Raw genomic sequence first — 18,234 nt, 5'->3', positions numbered from 1 at the left:
CATTACTTGAAGTAATTACATACGTTCTACGGTTTCGATACCCAGTGTATCCAGACCCAGCTTCAGGGTTTTCGCCGTCAGCTGTGCCAGTTTCAGCCGGCTGTTACGAATCTCTTCGTTTTCAGCGCTGAGGATAGGGCAGTGCTCGTAGAAGCCAGAGAACAGACCGGCAACGTCGTACAGGTAAGCACACATCACGTGCGGTGTACCTTCACGCGCAACGACGGTCAGCGTTTCTTCAAACTGCAGCAGACGCGCAGCCAGCTGAGCCTCGCGATCTTCGTTGATAATCACCTGCGCATTTGCCAGCGCGCTTTCGTCGATATCCGCTTTACGGAATACGGACAGTACGCGGGTGTAAGCATACTGCATGTACGGCGCGGTATTGCCTTCGAACGCCAGCATGTTGTCCCAGTCGAAGATATAGTCGGTGGTACGGTTTTTGGACAGATCCGCGTATTTCACCGCGCCGATACCGACCGCATTTGCCAGCTTTTCCAGCTCATCGGCAGGCATGTCCGGGTTCTTCTCCGCGACCAGACGACGTGCGCGCTCCAGCGCTTCATCCAGCAGGTCGGCCAGTTTAACCGTGCCGCCAGCGCGGGTTTTGAACGGTTTACCGTCTTTGCCCAGCATCATACCGAACATGTGGTGTTCCAGCGGCACCGAATCCGGCACATAACCAGCTTTACGTACGATGGTCCAGGCCTGCATTAAGTGCTGATGCTGACGAGAGTCGATGTAATACAGTACGCGATCGGCATGCAGGGTTTCGTAACGATACTTGGCACAGGCGATGTCGGTTGTGGTGTAGAGATAGCCGCCATCTTTCTTCTGAATGATAACGCCCATCGGTTCGCCTTCCTTGTTTTTATACTCATCAAGGAATACGACGGTAGCGCCTTCGCTTTCAACAGCCAGGCCTTTGGCTTTGAGATCGGCCACGATGCCAGGCAGCATCGGGTTGTACAGGCTCTCGCCCATGACGTCGTCACGGGTCAGGGTAACGTTGAGGCGATCGTAGGTTAACTGGTTCTGTGACATGGTAATGTCGACCAGTTTACGCCACATCTCACGGAAGTATTCGTCGCCGCCTTGCAGCTTCACGACATAGCTACGAGCGCGTTCCGCGAAGGCTTCATCTTCGTCGTAATGTTTTTTCGCGTCACGGTAGAAACCTTCCAGGTCAGCCAGCGCCATCTCTCCGGCATTTTCCTGCTGCTGTTTTTCCAGCCATGCGATGAGCATACCGAACTGAGTTCCCCAGTCGCCGACGTGGTTGGCGCGGATAACCTTGTGACCAAGGAATTCCAGCGTACGCACCGCCGCGTCACCGATGATGGTGGAACGCAGGTGACCAACGTGCATCTCTTTCGCTACGTTAGGCGCGGAGTAGTCAACCACGACGGTTTGTTTAGTCGGTTGGGTGACGCCCAGACGATCGGAAGCCAGCGCCTGCTGAACGTGCTGCGCCAGAAATGCCGGGTCGAGAAAAATGTTGATAAAGCCCGGGCCTGCAATTTCAACTTTGCTGGCAATCCCGTTGAGATCCAGATGAGTCAGCACCTGCTCAGCCAGTTGTCGCGGCGCCATACCCAGTTTTTTAGCGACAGCCATCATGCCGTTAGCTTGATAGTCGCCGAACTGTACTTTTGCTGACTGACGAACCTGTGGTTCGCAATCTGCAGGCGCGCCTGCAGCAATCATGGCCTGACTGACTTTTTCTGAGAGAAGAGCCTGAATATTCACCGGAATACCTTACATTTATGAAGCGGTCTAAAATTCACCGCACCAGTTTAAGAATTAAGGGCAGGAGTATACTGCAAATGCCCGTTGCCGTCAGCATTGTGTGTACCGCCAGTAGCCTGAAATATAAACCATGCAATGGCGTAAATTTATCCATGATGTGTTCGGAGAAAACAGCGGTTGGATGGCGCAGCGCAACAGAGTAAATTAGCGACTTTGAACATGGATATGAGCTTTTAATATGGCGAACTGGCAAACCGTTGCAGAACTACAGGATATTTCTGCAGATTTATCGCATTTCACGCAGGCATTAACGGAACTTTCTACCCGTCTTGGGCTGGATATCACAGGCCTGGAAGCCGATCACATTTCCTTGCGTTGCCATCAAAATACCACTGCAGAACGCTGGCGTCGTGGGTTTGAACAGTGCGGTGAATTGTTGTCAGAAAACATCATTAACGGCAGACCTATTTGTCTTTTTAAACTGCATGAGCCGGTTTGTGTGCAACATTGGCAATTTTCCATCGTCGAACTGCCGTGGCCGGGCGAAAAACGTTACCCACATGAAGGCTGGGAACATATTGAAATTGTTCTGCCGGGTGAGGCACAAACGCTGAATGCGCGAGCGCTGGCGCTGCTTTCCGATCACGGTCTGAGTCAACCTGGTATATTTGTGAAAACCAGCTCGCCAAAAGGAGAACGTGAACGTTTACCGAATCCGACGCTGGCGGTTAGCGATGGTAGCGTGACGATTAAATTCCACCCTTGGTCGATTGAAACCATTGTGGCAAGCGAGCGTCAGGAGTGAGCATGACTATACTGGAAATCTGCTGTTACAGCATGGAGTGCGCGCGCACGGCGCAGCAAAACGGCGCGGATCGTATTGAGCTTTGCTCGGCACCCAAAGAAGGGGGCTTAACGCCTTCACTGGGCGTCTTGCGTTCTGTTCGCCAGCACATTTCGATTCCCGTCAATCCCATTATTCGCCCACGTGGAGGCGACTTTTGTTACACCGAAGGTGAATTCGCTGCAATGCTGGATGATATAGCGATGGTCAGAGAACTGGGGTTCTCAGGGCTGGTGACCGGCATTTTAGATGCGGATGGCGATGTCGATATGCCGCGCATGGAGAAAATTATGATCGCCGCCGGTTCACTGCAAGTCACTTTTCATCGTGCCTTTGATATGTGTGCTAACCCACTCAATACGCTTAAAAAATTAGCTGATTTGGGCATCGCCAGAGTACTCACCTCCGGGCAAAAATCAGATGCGGCGCAAGGTTTAACAAAAATAATGGAACTTATTGCGCAGCCTGGTGCTCCAATCATTATGGCCGGAGCGGGGGTTCGCGCCTCGAATTTGTCCCTGTTCCTTGATGCTGGGGTGCAGGAAGTCCATAGTTCTGCCGGAGTATGGCTGGCTTCACCAATGCGTTATCGCAATTCGGGGTTGTCGATGTCTTCGGATGCGCAGGCGGATGAGTATTCTCGCTATGCGGTAGACGGGGCGGCGGTTGCTGAAATGAAAGCAATCATTGCACACCATCAGGCCAGCTGATTTTACCGTTGCATCATGTCGCCCAATATGATGCTTGCTCGTACCAGGCCCCTGCAATTTCAACAGGGGCCTTTTTTTCTCCTTCTCCTGCATATTTCGGTCTGCAACTGTGTTGGCTTTCCTCGCTCACCCCGGTCACGTAGTTATCTACGCTCCCAGGGATTTGCTGCGTCGCCGCCTTGTTGCAAACCGAACTATTTTGGAGAAATGGTGCTATACGTAATAGTCATTTGGCAAAAATGACTACGGTTTACGCGCAATCAATACCGCACGCAGTGGGGCGGGGTAGCCTTCTACCGTCTTGCTGTGGTCGTTCGGGTCAAGGAAGTCGGCCAGCGATTCGGTAATCATCCATTCGGTGCGGCGCTGTTCTTCGGTAGTGGTCACACATACGTCGGCAATGCGCACATCAACAAACCCGCATTTTTCCAGCCAGTTTTTTAGCGCCAGTGCAGACGGGATAAAGTAAACGTTACGCATCTGGGCGTAGCGATCGCCCGGCACCAGCACGGTATTTTCATCGCCTTCGACGACCAGCGTTTCCAGTACCAGTTCGCCGTCTTTAACCAACTGATCCTTTAACTGCCACAGGTGTTCCAGCGGCGAGCGGCGGTGATAAAGCACGCCCATGGAGAATACGGTATCAAAGGCGTTGAGCGCCGGAAGCTGTTCAATACCCAGCGGCAGCAGATGGGCGCGCTGGTCATTGCCCAGCAGTTTACGCACCGCCTCAAACTGGCACAGGAAGAGTTGGGTCGGATCGATACCGACCGCCAGATGTGCGCCCGCGCCAATCATGCGCCACATGTGATAGCCACTGCCGCAGCCGACATCAAGAATGGTACGTCCGGTGAGATCAGACAAGTGCGGTAGGACACGATCCCACTTCCAGTCGGAACGCCATTCGGTATCGATATTGACGCCGTACAGCGAGTAAGGTCCTTTACGCCATGGCATCAGGTTACGCATCAGGGTGTCGATACGTTTAAGCTGACCTTCGCTTAGCGGCTCTTTGCTTTCTGCGGTAACGCTGTGAAGTAAGTCCAGACGATGCGGCGTTAGCTCGGGCAGAAACTCGACGGCGTTTGACCATTGTTTAAAAAGACCGTGCTGATCGCGCTGCCAGGCAGCGATTTGCGCCGGAAGTGTTTCCAGCCAATGGGACAGATGATTTTTGGCAATCAACTGATAAAAGTTACCAAAATCGATCATGCGCTAACCTCAGCCTTCAACGCCACCAGAGAGCCAAAGTTGAAGCACTGGAACCACAACTCACTGTGCTCAAAGCCGGCCTGATGCAGTCGCGCTTTGTGCGTTTCGACCGAGTCGGTGAGCATCACGTTCTCCAGCATGCTGCGTTTCTGGCTGATTTCCAGTTCGCTATAGCCATTGGCTCGTTTGAAGTCGTGGTGCATGTTGAACAGCAACTCGCCTACGTTCGCGTCTTCGAAGCTGAATTTTTCAGATAGCACCAACGCGCCACCGGGATTCAGCCCCTGATAAATCTTATCCAACAACGCTTGGCGCTCAGGTGGCTCAAGGAATTGCAGGGTAAAATTCAGCACCACCATCGAAGCATTTTCGATAGTAATGTTGCGAATATCGCCTTCGACAACCTCAACCGGAGTCGGTGCTTTATAAGCGTCGATGTGACGACGGCAGCGCTCAACCATCGCCGGGGAGTTATCGACAGCAATAATTTTGCAATTCTCGTGATGAATATTGCGACGCACCGAGAGCGTCGCCGCGCCCAGAGAACAGCCCAGATCGTAGACCTGCGTGTTGGGTTGTACGAAACGTTCGGCCAGCATGCCAATCATAGAAATAATATTGGAATAGCCAGGAACGGAACGCTGGATCATATCCGGGAAGACTTCAGCTACCCGTTCATCAAAGGTCCAGTCACCCAGACTGGCGATAGGCGCAGAAAAAAGCGTGTCGCGGTGAGACATAACGTAAAAATCCGGGAAAAATAAAGTGGCGTATTGTGCGCTAATGCAGGGAGAAAACCAACTCCCAGGGCATATACCAGAGATTCGCCAGCACCATTAGCAACAGCGAACACCAGGTTGCGCTCATGCCTGAACGGCGCCAGCGGAAAAGCCGGTGGTGGAATCCGTAATAATGCATCAGACGTCCGGCAATCAACATCAGCCCGCAAAGATGCACCATCCACGTCTCTGCGCCGTTCATTTCCATAAATAACAGCAGCACTAACGCGACGGGAATATATTCCACCGCGTTACCGTGAATGCGGATAGCGCTTTGCAGTTCGCTAAAACCTCCATCGCCATAGGCAACGCGATATTGCATGCGCAGGCGAACAACGTCAAAGGAGAACTTTATTAACAATAACGCACCCAATACGGCATAAAGCGCGCTTACCATACAAACTCCCTTTTAAAATGGCTGCTGGCATTGACTATGATAGGTGGCATTTTCAGAAAAGAGAAGATTGCTGTGGAATAGACGGCGCTGATCCGATCTCTGGCAGAGCATTGCGTAAATCTGCCCATAGCGTATCAACAAGCTCCGGGGCCTGCGCGATGTCCGGCGTATGCAAAAACAGATACGGCGTCGTGGTGTGATGCCATAGCGACAGCTTGGTCAGCCAGACGGCAAAAAGCGCGCTGTTTTGTGCCATATCATCGCTACCGATAAAGCGTACCATCGGATGGTTTGCCGTCACCACCGCATGCACCGGAACCTTCGGTTTCTTGCGCTGGGCGTCACGTATCGCTTCGGTATGTGGGATTGCGGCATGTACCGGGCGGCTGTCCAGAATCACCCGGTTTACTCCACGCTCGTGTAACCCGCGATTAAATAGCTGTTCGGCTTCGCCTTTGGCAAAGAAGTCTGGATGGCGAACTTCCACACCGTAGGTAAAGCATTTGGGGAGCGTGTCGAGAAACTGCCACAGGGCAGGCAGGTCGCGTGGGCTAAAAGTCGCGGGTAATTGCAGCCAGTATTGTCCAATGCGCGATCCCAGCGGCGACATGCGCGTAAAAAATTCCTGCACCAGGTCATCACAATTACGCAGCGCGGCCTTATGCGAAATGGTCGCCGGAAACTTAAAACAAAATCGAAACGCATCGGTGGTCTGTGCCTGCCAGCGGGCAACAATATCGGCTTTAGGCAGCGCATACAGCGTGGTATTGCCCTCCACGCAGTTAACATGACGGGCGTTAGGGGTTAACTTACTGATTTTAATAATCCTCCCGTACTGCTCTCGTGGCTATGGGGCATCAATGGGGCAAAATCTGCCAGCTTCTGATTCAGCATTGCGATCTGCTCTGCGCTGCTGTCAGCCATCCATGCACCGTAAACATTGAACACCATCTGCGCGCTCGCATGCCCCATCTGACTGGCAATAAAACTAGGGTTTGCACCAGCTGATAATGACCAGCACGCATAGGTGTGTCGTGACTGGTACGCCTTTCTGTGTCTGATCCCCGCACGCTTAAGTGCCGCTTCCCATGAGTCGCCTACTGAATCGACCCGGTAGATAAATCCGACCTGCTTACTGCGTCTGACCACATGCGGATTAAAGACGAATGTACACTCATGGTTCACCGAACGGCCGTACTCACGTAACTGCACTTCAATGTGATATTGCCTGCCCAGCCTTGTCATTTCAGCCTGATTTTTCAGGATACTGATTGCGGGCTGGATAAGATGCACCACTCGATCTGTGCTTGCCTCGGTTTTCGGTAGAGTGAACTCACCAAGTTTCGTATAATTACGTCTGACGGTAATTGTTCCAGCCTTCAGGTCGATATCTTCCCAGGCCAGGGAGACCAGTTCCCCGTGACGCATTCCTGTGTACACTGCTAATGACCACAGGTTTTTCGTCTGCTGATGCCGGCATGCATCTATCAGGCGAATAAATTCATCACGAGACAGAGGATCTGGCTCTGCCCTGGCTTTTTTCAGAGGCTTAATTCCTTCGAATGGGTTCACCTCTAAGTAACCGTGATCCGCAGCAAACTGAAACATTCCGGCCATTGTCGTCATGTAATAGTTCACAGTAACAACGCTTCGCCCTTTTGTCGGGGCTTTGTTTTTCGTCGGATTCTGGTAACCGGTCAGCAAATCTTTCCTGAGATACAGCAATTCCTCTTTGGTTACTGCTGACGCCAGGCGGTTACCACCGATCCTCGGAACCATATTCCTTGCGACAGACTCATAGCGATTGAATGCGTTCGCGCAGATTTCCATCCGTTTCAGATCCAGCCATTTTTCTTCAAGTTCTTTCACTGTAATGTCTTTTTTACTTACACCAAAAGCCTTGAGGTTAGGGGAGTCAGGAAACTGGGTTGCATAATCAAAGGTTCCTGTGCGGATGGCAAAACATACTGATGTCCGCAGTTCCCCGGCTATCTTCCTGTTCTTAGCGGTGTCAGGGACACCGAGACTTTCCCTGACACGCTTACCTTTAAAATTAAACCAGATGCGTAATGTGCCACCGTGGTTTTCGACGCCTGTTGGATATGTGATTTTATCCATTGGTGTTACCTCCAGACGCCCAAGAGCGATATGAGCTTACCTTTTTCATGGCATCAAATCACCCTGGCTGTTTGTTTTTCATCGAAGCTACCCAGGCATCGACCGCTTTACGGTTATACATGCATTCACTTGATGGTTTTGGGTTACCATCTGGTGAAACGTGGATATACTCCCTCCCAACCATCCAGCATTCTTTTCTGGCCCGGAGGATGGTACCGGGCTTGAGCCCGGTCACCGCGATCAGAACACTTTCACAAACCCAATCGTTAGGAGCTAACTGAATAACATTGCTCATATACCCGCCTCACACCAAGTCAAGGCCACGGCAGTGGCGCCACACATCAAACATCCGCTTTACCACTTCCCTACAGTAAAAACCGTCGCAATCTCGCGTAAGGTCGTAACGGCTCCCGTACCGTTGGCGCACCCATATTTCAAATGCTTTGTGCATTACTTCACCTCTGCAGATAACGTCGTCACAATGACATGCTGGCGCGCCTTGGGTTTTATCAGAAAAATAGCCTTGTCATGCCTGAGCCCGTATCCACCTTCACGTTCGCAGCGTGCGACTGAGGCGCACAAAGAGCGGGGAATACCTTTCTTGCTGACATCAAATACCCAGGCGTTTTTGAGATCGAGGATCAGATTTCCTACATCGCCACCAATGCGTTCGATATAGCGTTCAATAGCGTGAACAGTCACCATGTAGTGGCGAAACTGCACACTTCCTGAGGCGGTCATTATTGGTGTAGTGGTGGTCATCACTTCACCTCCACGCCGATCCCGGCAATGACACAAGCTCGCTCGATAGCTTCTTTCACCCAGCGCTTATAGGTTTCCGGATGGAATACTTCGCTTTTCCCGGTATCGCTCCAGAACGCTTTTGACGTAATATCTGGCAGGGTGATGGTCAACGGTTTACCAGAAGTGACATCGCTAACCACTCTCTCCCAGCGGTCGCCAGTCTGCTATTCAAGACGCTGAATTAACTCCCCAATACTTAAAGGGGCGATCAACTGCTGGCGTAAGCGCTGAATCTCCTCAGCCATGTAGTAGCCTGTTTTGCTCCAGGTATCCACATCATCACCGACCATTTCTGGTTCCATGGTCGCCATCAGAACGGCGTCGTGATAGTTCTGGCTGCCACTGGTAATCGCAACAGCGTAGGTGTCACTGTTTTCGCGCTTATGGATAAGCACGACAGGGTTAGTGATTTTGTTCATTCCGCTGTCTCCCGCTCAGCTTCGATGATGGCATCTACAGCCATCACCAGGGTTTTGGCGAGGTCGTCGTAATCCTGCCATGCATCATTGCTAAAAAAATTCGTGAGCATTACTGGCGCTATCTGCACAACGAGGTGCTGGCGATAGGTCATGCCACGGGGAGTATCGATGCGCGGGCATGGGTAAGCTGAATGCTGGCCTTTGCTCATCGTGTCGCCTCTCGTTGAATTGTCTTGTAGGCTCGCAACATATCGCGAGATTTTCCGGACAAAACCGTCTTCATGAAGAACATTCCACTACGGTTTGCAACTATTCCTGGTGTGCAGAGCAGCGTGGCGTCTACCACGCGGTTATGTTTACGGAACTCAAACACAGTGCTGTTGATCACGATGTTCGCTACGGCGCCATAGTCCTGATATTCGATTTTCATGCCAGATGCTCCTCAATAATTTTGAAAGCATCATCACGGCATGGCATCACGACGAACTCAGGATTACCGTATGCAGTGTTGATCACTGGATCGAACTGAATGCGAACCGCTCCAGCCTCACCGGAAGGGCGTAACTGGATGGGAATAAACTTCCGCTCGCGACCAAACATCTTTTCCGGATAACTGAGGTATTCAGCCTGGATAACCGGATTGATACTGAAATCCACTTTTTTCGGGATGACGCGTTCCATATCAGGAAAGCGACCATCAACAAGTTTGATGCCGGTGATCGAAATCCGGCGTTCGAATGCGTCTCGGTGAATGGCAAACGCTTCTTTGTTAAATACCAGTTCAGTGGTTTCCGCTTTCGCCGGAACCGGCCCTTCAAACTGGACGATGATGTTTTTCTTCGTCCGGATGCCGTGCTCCATGCGCAGGGCTACATGCCCGTTAGTCGACTCGATATATTTCGGAGTGATGTGCACACCATTCAGGTAGTAACGGACATCATTTTTTGCTGCGCATACCAGAGCTGCGCGAATAAGTTTCGACTGGAGGATCATGCTTCCACCTCCACGAAGATCTCTTTCGGATCCTTACGCAGAACGAAGCCACCAAATTCAGGATGTTGCCAGCGCTTGCGTTTACCGCTTGGGCGAACGGATTCTTCCAGCAGCACCTGAAATGCGTGAATGAACGATTCATGATGTACGCACAGCCCACGAACTCCCGGCAACTGTCTGGAGGGCAGGTTTGCGAACTGAACAAGACGACGGCACGAAGGATCGGACAGACTGGTTTCCCATGACACTTTGTGTACCGGAACGAATTCGGCATCGGTATTCACGAATTCAGTCGAACTAATGCGCCGTTGTGGTAGAGAGGAAGATACAGGCGAAGCAGCAACCAGGTTGGCGCCACTCACTTCCATTACTGCTTTCATCGTCGCTGATGCGGTTGCTTCGGCCACAACGCGGGCCAGTGAAAGAATGTCATGGTTCATGCTGATTTCTTGCTGGTGTGATTTAGCTACTGGCACTTCTTTGCTGTATGTGCCTGTGGTCATGATGGCAGGGAGTACATCCTCACAAACCCAGTCCTGTACGCGTTCAGCCGATGGAAGCTGGCTTCGCAGGATAAGGCGGAACAAGTCGGCCTGACCCGCCAGCTGAGTACCGCGCGGTTTTTCACCAAAACCCAATTCTAACGATTCGTTATAATCAAGTTTAATCAACGCCTTGCAGTGGTCTTTCAGGGCTTTTGCCGGGTTCGTATAACCGAGGGATTTAGCCAGTTCTACAGCGTCAAATGCTGGCCTTCCCTCATAAAGAATTCCGCTCATCGAAAAATTGAGTTCTTCTGAGCTAAAGGTCATAAGTTGTTTATTCATCGTTATTTCCCTCAGTGCATAACTGGCATTTCTGGCATGCCGTTGGCGTTAATCTCTCCGATGTAGTCATCGTGAAGCATCTCAAGTCCTTTTCGCCCAAAGGGTGACATCCTGAATCCGCACCCAGGATCCGCAATCACCATGTCCTGATACATGCGAAGGGCTAGGGCTGAACCCTCGCAAACGCCATATTTCTCTATGGCGATGCTTTCCACATGGTTAGCGAGAGAAAAACGCAGTGGACCGGGGTAGATACTCAAATTTCCTTTCTTACCCGAATAAATAACTGCGATATCAACGCCGCCGTCACCGTTAGGAACCTCAACCATGCCGTTCTTATCCTTCTCTTCATTGATGAATACTGTTGCCACCAGCCAGCGCCAAAGGGTGAGTTGTTTCTCTGCGGTCAAAGTTATCCAGCCCGCCATCGCTGCTTCCCATATGCAGGCCAACATTCGCATCCCCTTAGAGTTCCTTAGGTCATATCGACCATTGTCCAGCCCACTGATCACCACTTGATAACCGATAGTTCGACGGCCAATTTTTATGCCAATTGATGTTGCTTCCGGGATGATTTTGTTATCTCTCATCGGATCCCCTCCGGCTTGCAAGCCTGCAGCTCATCGACCTCTTTGGTGTATCGGTCGTGCATTGAGTCCCATTTCTCACACCATTTCGTCATGTCACGCTTAATGGCCAGAATGCGACGAAGACGTCGAACACAGCGCTGGTGGGCTCCGATGTACTCAACTGTTACACCTCCTCGCTGCCAACAATTCAGTTCTGGATTGAGATGGTGGACGGCCTGCACATCCGGGTAGCGCTGCTCGAAGCTGGAACGACTGAAAGCTTCGGTGGTCATGAAGAACGCCAGATAGCGGATCGCCGTATCCCGTGTGAAGCATTTTTTAGTGCGCCCGTGTCGTACTGCCACGAACAAAGGGCCAACTGGCGTATCATGTTTCTGTAACGCGAGGTCTATCGCGCTTACGGTACGGTTGTCAGTCATTCGATATTTCCTCAAGACGTAGCTCCATTTCGCGAGCCATTTCGATAAAAGTGTCCAGTGCGCAAATATGTTCGTCGTCGAGCAGCCGGCGGTCGCATGTCACACGCCATTTTTCGATGTAAAGAACCACGCGTCCGGTGAAATCCGGAAGCACATGCAGATCCACGTTGAGGACTTGGGGGTGGATCTGCATTTCGTGCATAATTGTTTGTTGTGAGGCCATCAGTTAATTCCTCCACATACGTATTTCTCTTTCGCGTGTTTAATTAATTCCGCAAAAATCTCGTCAACAATCATCTTTCCTGTTTCGGTCAGATATTCGGTGTGTCCATTGATATCGACGCTTTTCATATACGTCTGGCGAAGAAATGTTTCCGCTTCTGTGTTGAATTCAGTCCGAGCCTGTTTTTCGAAGCGCAGCAAAAGTTTCATCATTGATTCTTCGTTAATCTCGATAACCTGAATATTGTTATCGGGCATATTTACGGATAGGCAATAACCTCCTGTCTTACGCTTCATTCGATTTAATGTCGCAATAGCAATGCGGCGGCGATAAATTTCAATGGTGTTGTTTTTCATTGTCATTACCGCCCGTAAGCCTTGCGCAGAAAAAGGTTTGCAATATGCAGATAACTATTTCCATAAGAGGCAAAAAGTTTTGCTGTGTTGTGTGCTGCTTTATCTTTCAGAAACGTCATTATTGCCCCCCCCTTTTTTTGAGGTGTTCTCCATGGTCATTTTGGTCATGAAGCAAAGCTCATTAAGTAACGAGGTGAATCTTCCTGCTACCTTCACATCAGTGCGTGTGATTGCGGGCATAAGTAACTGGGTAAATTCAGCACGCAGCTCATGCGCATATTTATTGGCACACTCTGCTGTTTTGTGGGCTTTATTTATGTAAAGAAAGTCGCCATCCTGATTGGCTGGATGGACTTTGTTATTCACGATTTCACTTCTGACGATAATATTCATTTGCATTTCCTCAGGGTGAGTGATGCCACACCAGTTAAGGCGTTAATTATTTATTTGTTAATTACGAGTTTATTTTTTCAGCTTTCTTGCTGATTACTTCTTGTAGCTCGTCGAGCTTTTCAAAAACGATAGTCAGAGTTCCTATTGCAGATAATTCCTGCGGAATGCAGTCCATCGCATTACAAACCGCCATTTTGCAGTTTCCGGCTTCTGTAGCCCAGTTGTTAAGCACGCCAGATGTTAATCTCTTGCTTGCACCTGCGGATAAATTATTGGCGCTGGCGTTCCGGGTAATGCTTTCCGGGGGTAGCATAGTGACGTATTCATTAACACCATCCAGTGTTTTCTGCATTGAGCGAATAAGGCATGCAATTGCGTTATCGGCTTCTGGCGGAAGCTCGTAGTTACGATAAATAACCTCAAGTAACGAGGTGTTTTCCACAATATCAGCTGCGACACTTTCGACTATTTCGACGGGAGTTTTCATTTTCTATTCTCCATTGCGTGATCATGAGCAGCCTCAGCGTATTGCTTTGCTAAGTAAAAAATACAATCACCAAGATCCGATTTTTCTTCTATATCGATAACCGAAATAATTAATCCAGTTTCAATCATCGCGGCTATCTGACGAAAAGCGGTTTCCGGCTCTAGGGTGAGCCCTTTGAAGGTTTTCATTGGCGTTTCTCAGATTCGTTCTGGTGGGCCTCATTTGCATAATTACAAACAAATGCAAGGAGGGTGTCGCTGATTTCACGATACTTGTCATCGTTAGTTGCAGATAACAAACTAGCAGCTTCAATGATTAAGGACATATTCTTGAAAGCATCGCGTGGGCGAGTGGATAGCCCCTTAAATGTTTTTATCGCTTCTGTCATTTCCTATCACCTCTACGTTAACTTGATGGGTGAATGATAGAACTTGCTATTACTTATTGCAATAGGTATTGCTATATGTATTGCTATTATTTTTTATGTGATTGATATCAAAAATAAAAAACAGGTATTGGCATTTGTTGAATTGCGGATAGCGTCCAACGTTGTGAAATTATGGGGAGCTGAATAGGTAGCGAGTGAGGTAAATAAAAACCCGGCACGGCGGCCGGGTTGGACTCTATTCACTTTCTGTTGCTGGGAGTGTCATTGTCTTTTCCCTGGTTTAACCATGCTTTCTGTACGTCTGTGGCATGCTGCCGATCACCTTTCCGAATATGAATATTTTGTTCATCTCTTCTTTCTCGATTGGGTCCCATGGTCGATAGGTATGGTTGTCAGAGATAACCAAGAGCTTGTCTTTCATCTTCTGCAAACGCTTAACGTGCGACGTATCGTCGTATATGAATGCGTAAATACCGTCGCCGTCAAAGTGTTGAACGCTGATATCGACGAAAAGCAGATCACCAGGTTCAATTGTTCCGGACATGCTATCGCCGCGAACGTTGATGATGCGTATCTGTTCCTGTTTTCGTCCGTTAAACATTTGACGTGCATCTTCAACTGAGTATTCCACGGAGCGCAACACCTCCACGAATTCGCTGTTAATTATTCCTGGGCCTGCACTAACCGTGAGGTCTAGTACGTCAACTCTGAAGATGTTTGGGTCTGTTTTGTTGGTAATTTCGGAGGTTGCTCGTTTGGCATCAACTCTCATTGGACCAGTCCCGTTTGACAACCACTCCGAGCGAACACCTAAAGCATTCGCTATTTCAACGATTTTTGTTGTTCCTCTGGCATTGCCAGATGTTATGCGCCATATGGTTGGCTGAGCCATATCTGCTGCTTTGGCTAATTGCCCTTGGCTCATGCCCATCTCATTCATTGCGTAATTAAGTCTGTCAGCCAGTGTCTTAAGTTTACTCTCTTGCATTTTTATAGCCTCCGCTATTGCATTCTAGTCTCGCATGATAAACAAGTCTATTGCTCATTCCAATAGCAATTGCTATTATCAATCGATAGCAATCATATGGAGTGGGTAAAGAAAATGAAATCAGCAATTGAGAGAGCTATTGACGCTGCTGGCGGGGTTAATGCTTTAGCCCGCGCGATAGGTGTTAAGCAGCCATCCGTTTCTCGCTGGAGGAAGGTTGGTGTTGTTGGGGTGGATCATGTGCCTGATGTTTCAGCTTTGACTGGAATCCCAGCGTATGAGTTAAGGCCGGATAAACCTAAATTATTCCCACATCCCTCCTCAGAGGTGTGACATGTCACACGCGAACACATCACAAGATCCGATTAAGTCACTCGATATCGATTATCGCGATCCGCGCGGTGTTGTTGTGCATGTCACTGGCTGGAATCGTGATAAGCAGCAGGTGTATTTCACCAGGCAGAATTACCCGCATGAATGCATGCAGCCTGTCTGGAAGTTTCAACAATATTTTACGAAGGTCTCGGAGGCGCAAAATGCGTGATTACGGAAAGGTGTCTCCTCACTTCTGGATTGGCAGAACAGGTAAAGAACTGCGCCAGGCTGGGCCTGAGTCCCAGCTTGTGGCTTTGTACCTGCTTACCAGTCCGCACGCCAATATGATCGGTCTTTATTACATGCCCCTTGCGTTCCTGTCTCATGAGACTGGACTAACCATAGAAGGGGCTAAGAAGGGGCTTAATAGCGCCATTAAAGCCGGGTTTTGTAAGTACGACGAGCATTCTGAAATGGTGTGGGTTATCGAAATGGCAACGCACCAAATCGGCGAGGCATTGAAACCCGGAGACAAGCGTTGTGCTGGGGTGCAGAACGAGTACAACAAAGTGTCAGATAATCTTTTCCTTTCAGAGTTTTACGAGAAATATTCGAAGCAATTCAATATGACTTCTTCCCGCAATAGTGAGGCTCAGATCCCGCAAGAAGTCGAAGGGGCTTCTAAGGGGCTTGCAAGCCAAGAGCAGGAACAGGAGCAGGAGGAAGAACAAGATCAAACTAATTTGTCCGATTCGAATCGGACCGATGTTGATAATTCTGGCGAATCGAAAGCTCAGCCTGCACAGGAAAAACCTGATTCAGAATCTGATGGTGCTGAAGAATCAGATCCAGTCGATGCCGCTTTCGAAAATATTTTTTGGGGTGCAGGCCTGAGGAAAGATGCCAAGGTCAAGGCCCGATCCGCCTTTAAAACCAAATACCGTGACTGGAAAAAAACAAACCGAGGTACTCCTGATAGCTTCGCCGTAATGCTGGCTGAAGATATCCGGATCCGGGCAAAAGCGCAGCAAATGGGATTCGACAAACTCCTCCCAGCCTCATACCTGAACGGTGAACGCTGGAACGACGAAAAACCAGCGCCAGAGGATGTGCAGGCTACATCGAACAGTTCCGACGGGCAGAACAGGGAATCCTGGGCAACACAGTCCACCGACGGATCCGCTGAAGTGTTTGTTAACTACGCAGCCCTTGAACGAGCTAAGCGCGGGAGTTATCGCCCATGAAATCATTCCTCAAGCGTGTGCTGGTGGCTGGATATAATCACGGCGTTCTGAGCGAGGGATTCGTGACATGGTGTTTTGTTAAATTTGATTTACGGAGTGAGTGAGCATGACGCCCGCCGAACTTTCAGAAAAATTATGGGACAACGCCGAAAGGGTTGCAAAGTACCTGCTGCCAAAAGGTCACCTGGAAGGCAAAGAATGGTGTGTTGGGAATACCAACGGTGACGCCGGAAAGAGCCTTAAAATTAACATCGGTGGCAAAAAAACGTGGGCAGACTTCGCCAGCGGCGACAGTGGTGATCTGCTTGATTTGTGGGTGTTGGTACGCAACTGCCAGCTGCATGATGCGATGCGTGAGGCAAAAGAATTTCTCGGTCTGAAAGACGACGATCACCATTTCGAGGCGAAGAAAAAAACATTCTCCAGGCCGACGAAGAAGGGCGTGAAAAAAGCGAGCAATTGTTACGATTACTTGGCTACGCGTGGAATCACCCGCGAGACGGCGGATCTGTTCCGTGTGTCTGATGCGGTGGTCTGGTATCACGATGAAAATCGCGAGGTGCCCGCGGTTGCATATCCTTACATCCGGAATGGGGAATTATTGCAGGTTAAGCGCATTGGCACCGAACGCCCGAATGGTAAAAAACTGATCATGGCTGAGGCGGATTGTGAACCCTGCCTCTTCGGCTGGCAGGCCCTGGACAAATCCACGCGTCTGGTCGTTCTGTGCGAAGGCGAGATTGATTGTATGACCTTCACGCAGCTTGGTTACGACGCACTTTCTGTTCCCTTTGGCGGTGGCAAGGGTGCCAAACAGCAGTGGATTGAATATGAGTACCACAATCTGGATCGCTTTCAGGAGATCTGGCTTTGCCTGGATAACGACGATGTCGGCCGTGAAGCTGCAAAGGAAATTGCCAGACGACTTGGCGAGCATCGCTGCCGCCTGGTTGAACTCCCGCACAAGGATATCAACGATTGCCTGATGAGCGGCATGGACAGTGAGTCCATCCTGGAGCACATGGAACGCGCTAAATTTTTCGATCCAGATGAACTGTGCTCGGCAGGTGATTTACTTCAGGAAACCATTGAAGCGTTTGAGCATCGAGATGTTGGCTTGTTTACCAGCCCATGGACCTCGCTGAATTACAATTTCAAATTTCGCGCCGGAGAACTGACGCTGGTAAATGGCGTGAATGGTCACGGCAAGACCGAACTGGTTGGCCATATCGCAGTTGCTGCTATGAATCAGGGGATTCGGACGTGCATCGCCTCTCTGGAACTGAAGCCAGGGAAAATGTTGGCCCGTCTGACGCGGCAGACTATCTGTACCGCATCACCGAAGCGCGAAGAAATCGTTATGACGAACGAATGGTTCTCCGATCGTCTGTGGGTGTTCAAACTCACCGGCACCGCGAAAGCTGGCCGTCTGCTGGAAATCTTCGCCTATGCCCGGCGTCGGTATGGAATCGATCTGTTCGTTATCGACAACCTGGCGAAATGCGGGCTCGATGAGGAGGACTACGGCGGACAGAAAGAATTTATCGACACCCTGTGTGACTTCAAAAACGAACATAACTGTCACGTCCTTCTGGTGACGCACGCCCGCAAAACCAACGAAGCGGCACCGACCGGGAAAATGGACGTCAAAGGCACCGGCGCATTAACCGATATGCCTGATAACGTTATGTCCGTCTGGCGCAACATTCCCCGCGAGCTGGCACAACGTAAGGCTGAAAAAATGGGATACGAAAGCCTGGATAAGGATGAGCAGGCAGCGATCCAGATGCCAGCTTCAATGATTCGTCTGCTCAAACAACGCGAAGGTGAGGGGTGGGTTGGTGATATTGGCGCAAATTTTGATACCCGTTCACACCAGTTTCTGGAAGGAGAAAAACAACCATTTAACTATCTGGTCGGTAAGCCTCAGAGCGAGGTGGATCTGGAATGGGAAGCAGGCAACGTGACGAGGTACTGAG

Annotated in this window: 28 protein-coding genes and 1 pseudogene; 6 read left to right on the top strand and 23 right to left on the bottom strand. The window is 50.0% G+C overall.

Annotated elements, in window-relative coordinates; all coding sequences use genetic code 11:
- Positions 1 to 15: 15 nt before the first annotated feature.
- Positions 16 to 1,749, bottom strand: coding sequence for an arginine--tRNA ligase (gene argS, locus WC1_RS10405; protein ID WP_003034673.1), 1,734 nt, complete (start codon positions 1,747 to 1,749; stop codon positions 16 to 18).
- Between the two features lie 238 nt (positions 1,750 to 1,987).
- Between argS and WC1_RS10410 the strand changes: the two genes are divergently transcribed.
- Positions 1,988 to 2,554, top strand: a complete 567-nt coding sequence (locus WC1_RS10410) for a VOC family protein (protein ID WP_016150526.1) — start codon at positions 1,988 to 1,990, stop codon at positions 2,552 to 2,554.
- A gap of 2 nt (positions 2,555 to 2,556) precedes the next feature.
- The gene (cutC, locus tag WC1_RS10415; protein ID WP_016150525.1) at positions 2,557 to 3,303 is read left to right on the top strand and encodes a copper homeostasis protein CutC; all 747 of its coding nucleotides are present in this window, start codon (positions 2,557 to 2,559) and stop codon (positions 3,301 to 3,303) included.
- Positions 3,304 to 3,546: 243 nt separating this feature from the next.
- On the opposite strand, the gene cmoB is transcribed toward cutC, so the two are convergent.
- From cmoB to WC1_RS10515, 22 genes and pseudogenes are all read right to left on the bottom strand, one after another.
- Complete coding sequence (cmoB, locus tag WC1_RS10420) at positions 3,547 to 4,515, bottom strand: tRNA 5-methoxyuridine(34)/uridine 5-oxyacetic acid(34) synthase CmoB (protein WP_003839177.1); 969 nt, start codon at positions 4,513 to 4,515, stop codon at positions 3,547 to 3,549.
- Entirely contained in the window at positions 4,512 to 5,255 is a 744-nt protein-coding gene (gene cmoA / locus WC1_RS10425; protein ID WP_003034686.1) for a carboxy-S-adenosyl-L-methionine synthase CmoA, read from the bottom strand. The genes cmoB and cmoA overlap by 4 nt, the downstream gene beginning before the upstream one ends.
- A gap of 40 nt (positions 5,256 to 5,295) precedes the next feature.
- Positions 5,296 to 5,691 carry an MAPEG family protein gene (locus WC1_RS10430; protein ID WP_003034689.1) on the bottom strand — a complete coding sequence of 132 codons (396 nt, stop codon included), beginning with the start codon at positions 5,689 to 5,691 and terminating at the stop codon, positions 5,296 to 5,298.
- 52 nt (positions 5,692 to 5,743) lie between these two features.
- Positions 5,744 to 6,517 carry a DUF72 domain-containing protein gene (locus tag WC1_RS10435; protein WP_050567833.1) on the bottom strand — a complete coding sequence of 258 codons (774 nt, stop codon included), beginning with the start codon at positions 6,515 to 6,517 and terminating at the stop codon, positions 5,744 to 5,746.
- Entirely contained in the window at positions 6,496 to 7,809 is a 1,314-nt protein-coding gene (locus tag WC1_RS10440; protein WP_016150523.1) for a tyrosine-type recombinase/integrase, read from the bottom strand. The genes WC1_RS10435 and WC1_RS10440 overlap by 22 nt, the downstream gene beginning before the upstream one ends.
- A gap of 58 nt (positions 7,810 to 7,867) precedes the next feature.
- Complete coding sequence (locus WC1_RS10445; RefSeq protein ID WP_016150522.1) at positions 7,868 to 8,104, bottom strand: excisionase family protein; 237 nt, start codon at positions 8,102 to 8,104, stop codon at positions 7,868 to 7,870.
- Positions 8,105 to 8,259: 155 nt separating this feature from the next.
- A complete protein-coding gene (locus WC1_RS10450) occupies positions 8,260 to 8,571 on the bottom strand; it encodes a hypothetical protein (protein WP_016150521.1) in 312 nt (103 codons plus the stop codon).
- Positions 8,571 to 8,741: pseudogene (locus WC1_RS24985) on the bottom strand (ATPase); the annotation flags it as partial. The gene WC1_RS10450 and the pseudogene WC1_RS24985, both read right to left, overlap by 1 nt.
- A 36-nt stretch (positions 8,742 to 8,777) precedes the next feature.
- Positions 8,778 to 9,032, bottom strand: a complete 255-nt coding sequence (locus tag WC1_RS24980) for a hypothetical protein (protein WP_016150520.1) — start codon at positions 9,030 to 9,032, stop codon at positions 8,778 to 8,780.
- Positions 9,029 to 9,241 (bottom strand): hypothetical protein, encoded by a 213-nt coding sequence (locus WC1_RS10455; RefSeq protein WP_016150519.1) that lies wholly within the window; start codon positions 9,239 to 9,241, stop codon positions 9,029 to 9,031. Before WC1_RS10455 ends, WC1_RS24980 begins: the two co-directional genes overlap by 4 nt.
- On the bottom strand, positions 9,238 to 9,462 hold the full coding sequence (locus tag WC1_RS10460) for a hypothetical protein (RefSeq protein WP_016150518.1): 225 nt from the start codon (positions 9,460 to 9,462) through the stop codon (positions 9,238 to 9,240). The genes WC1_RS10455 and WC1_RS10460 overlap by 4 nt, the downstream gene beginning before the upstream one ends.
- Positions 9,459 to 10,025 carry a beta clamp domain-containing protein gene (locus WC1_RS10465; RefSeq protein ID WP_016150517.1) on the bottom strand — a complete coding sequence of 189 codons (567 nt, stop codon included), beginning with the start codon at positions 10,023 to 10,025 and terminating at the stop codon, positions 9,459 to 9,461. The genes WC1_RS10460 and WC1_RS10465 overlap by 4 nt, the downstream gene beginning before the upstream one ends.
- Positions 10,022 to 10,852: a BRO-N domain-containing protein gene (locus WC1_RS10470; RefSeq protein WP_016150516.1), complete on the bottom strand. Its 831-nt coding sequence runs from the start codon at positions 10,850 to 10,852 to the stop codon at positions 10,022 to 10,024. Before WC1_RS10470 ends, WC1_RS10465 begins: the two co-directional genes overlap by 4 nt.
- A gap of 11 nt (positions 10,853 to 10,863) precedes the next feature.
- A complete protein-coding gene (locus WC1_RS10475; RefSeq protein WP_016150515.1) occupies positions 10,864 to 11,442 on the bottom strand; it encodes a hypothetical protein in 579 nt (192 codons plus the stop codon).
- Positions 11,439 to 11,861 carry a hypothetical protein gene (locus tag WC1_RS10480; protein WP_016150514.1) on the bottom strand — a complete coding sequence of 141 codons (423 nt, stop codon included), beginning with the start codon at positions 11,859 to 11,861 and terminating at the stop codon, positions 11,439 to 11,441. The genes WC1_RS10475 and WC1_RS10480 overlap by 4 nt, the downstream gene beginning before the upstream one ends.
- Positions 11,854 to 12,084, bottom strand: a complete 231-nt coding sequence (locus tag WC1_RS10485; RefSeq protein ID WP_016150513.1) for a hypothetical protein — start codon at positions 12,082 to 12,084, stop codon at positions 11,854 to 11,856. Before WC1_RS10485 ends, WC1_RS10480 begins: the two co-directional genes overlap by 8 nt.
- A complete protein-coding gene (locus tag WC1_RS10490) occupies positions 12,084 to 12,440 on the bottom strand; it encodes a hypothetical protein (RefSeq protein ID WP_032948002.1) in 357 nt (118 codons plus the stop codon). Before WC1_RS10490 ends, WC1_RS10485 begins: the two co-directional genes overlap by 1 nt.
- A 99-nt stretch (positions 12,441 to 12,539) precedes the next feature.
- A complete protein-coding gene (locus WC1_RS10495) occupies positions 12,540 to 12,833 on the bottom strand; it encodes a hypothetical protein (RefSeq protein WP_016150510.1) in 294 nt (97 codons plus the stop codon).
- Positions 12,834 to 12,894: 61 nt separating this feature from the next.
- The gene (locus WC1_RS10500) at positions 12,895 to 13,320 is read right to left on the bottom strand and encodes a hypothetical protein (RefSeq protein ID WP_016150509.1); all 426 of its coding nucleotides are present in this window, start codon (positions 13,318 to 13,320) and stop codon (positions 12,895 to 12,897) included.
- Positions 13,317 to 13,508 carry a hypothetical protein gene (locus tag WC1_RS10505; protein WP_016150508.1) on the bottom strand — a complete coding sequence of 64 codons (192 nt, stop codon included), beginning with the start codon at positions 13,506 to 13,508 and terminating at the stop codon, positions 13,317 to 13,319. Before WC1_RS10505 ends, WC1_RS10500 begins: the two co-directional genes overlap by 4 nt.
- Positions 13,505 to 13,708: a hypothetical protein gene (locus WC1_RS10510; protein ID WP_016150507.1), complete on the bottom strand. Its 204-nt coding sequence runs from the start codon at positions 13,706 to 13,708 to the stop codon at positions 13,505 to 13,507. The genes WC1_RS10505 and WC1_RS10510 overlap by 4 nt, the downstream gene beginning before the upstream one ends.
- 280 nt (positions 13,709 to 13,988) lie before the next feature.
- Positions 13,989 to 14,696: an XRE family transcriptional regulator gene (locus WC1_RS10515; RefSeq protein ID WP_016150506.1), complete on the bottom strand. Its 708-nt coding sequence runs from the start codon at positions 14,694 to 14,696 to the stop codon at positions 13,989 to 13,991.
- Between the two features lie 96 nt (positions 14,697 to 14,792).
- On the opposite strand from WC1_RS10515, the gene WC1_RS25125 reads away from it, so the two are divergent.
- The 4 genes from WC1_RS25125 (at position 14,793) to WC1_RS10525 (ending at position 18,233) form a co-directional block, all read left to right on the top strand.
- Complete coding sequence (locus WC1_RS25125; protein ID WP_220131624.1) at positions 14,793 to 15,029, top strand: transcriptional regulator; 237 nt, start codon at positions 14,793 to 14,795, stop codon at positions 15,027 to 15,029.
- A gap of 1 nt (position 15,030) precedes the next feature.
- A complete protein-coding gene (locus WC1_RS10520) occupies positions 15,031 to 15,240 on the top strand; it encodes a DUF4222 domain-containing protein (protein ID WP_016150505.1) in 210 nt (69 codons plus the stop codon).
- The gene (locus WC1_RS24865; protein ID WP_016150504.1) at positions 15,233 to 16,255 is read left to right on the top strand and encodes a hypothetical protein; all 1,023 of its coding nucleotides are present in this window, start codon (positions 15,233 to 15,235) and stop codon (positions 16,253 to 16,255) included. The genes WC1_RS10520 and WC1_RS24865 overlap by 8 nt, the downstream gene beginning before the upstream one ends.
- Positions 16,256 to 16,361: 106 nt before the next feature.
- The gene (locus WC1_RS10525) at positions 16,362 to 18,233 is read left to right on the top strand and encodes a toprim domain-containing protein (RefSeq protein ID WP_016150502.1); all 1,872 of its coding nucleotides are present in this window, start codon (positions 16,362 to 16,364) and stop codon (positions 18,231 to 18,233) included.
- The last annotated feature ends 1 nt before the right edge of the window (position 18,234 follow it).

Source organism: Citrobacter sp. KTE30, assembly GCF_000398825.1.
GTDB classification, from domain to species: Bacteria; Pseudomonadota; Gammaproteobacteria; order Enterobacterales; family Enterobacteriaceae; genus Citrobacter; species Citrobacter freundii.
This window is presented reverse-complemented; position numbering and strand designations above follow the sequence as displayed.